This is a genomic window from Agromyces sp. Y558 (assembly GCF_059445415.1).
In genome coordinates, this window is record NZ_JCAIUH010000006.1 from 1 (window position 1) to 1,058 (window position 1,058).

1 protein-coding gene is annotated in these 1,058 nt (G+C 66.0%); it reads left to right on the top strand.

Annotated elements, in window-relative coordinates; translation table 11 throughout:
* Positions 1–97 precede the first annotated feature (97 nt).
* Positions 98–1,058, top strand: a 961-nt coding sequence (locus AC1C2T_RS19435) for an IS481 family transposase (protein ID WP_495386366.1), incomplete at its 3' end; no start/stop codon positions are given.

Sequence of the window (1,058 nt, forward strand, 5' to 3'; positions counted from 1 at the left end):
TGTATTTCCCCGACACGTTGTGAACGTGGGGTGATGTAGGCGAGGACCTCCGGGACGATGTGGGTTACCACACACACGTCGTTCCACGGAGGTCCTCGTGACTCACGCTAATGCTCCTTTGACGCCTGAAGGGCGTCGTCGTCTTGCGGTTCTGATCGTCGAGGAGGGCTGGTCCGTGCGCCGCGCTGCGGAACGGTTCCAGTGCTCGCCAGCAACGGCGTCACGTTGGGCTGGCCGATACCGTGCGGGCGAGGCGTTGACAGACCGAAGCTCGAGGCCGCTCGCGTCGCCGTCGCGGTGTCAGCGCAGGCTGGAGCGTCGGATCATCGCGCTGCGGTTCACGCGGCGGTGGGGGCCGCACCGAATCGGGTTCCACCTGGGTGTTGCCCGTTCCACGGTCGGGCGCGTGCTCGACCGGTATCGAATGCCACTGCTGGCGTGCCTGGATCAGAGCACTGGTTTACCGGTCCGCAAGCCGAAACCGGTCCGTTACGAAGTCGCCGCGCCGGGGCTACTCGTGCACGTCGACATCAAGAAGCTCGGGCGGATCCCGGACGGCGGAGGCTGGCGCATGCTCGGCAAGACCCAGGGCCGCAAGAACAGCGGGCGCCGCGGCAGGGGCTACGCCTATCTGCACCACGCGGTCGATGACCACTCCCGGTTGGCGTACTCCGAGATCCTCGACGACGAACGCAAGGAAACCGCCGCCGGCTTCTGGGAACGCGCCCGAGACTTCTTCACCGACGCGGGCATCACCGTCACCGCAGTGATGACCGACAACGGCGCCTGCTACCGGTCGAACGCGTTCAAGAACGTGCTCGGCGACAACGTGCGACACCGCCTGACCCGCCCCTATCGGCCGCAGACGAACGGGAAAGTCGAGCGCTTCAACCGCACCTTGGCGACCGAATGGGCCTACGCCGCAACGTACCTCAGCGACCAAGCCCGCGCGTCGACCTACCAGGCGTGGGTGCATCACTACAATCACCACAGACCCCACACCGGCATCGGCGGCCTCACACCCTCAGCCCGCGTTCACAACCTCACGGGGAAATACA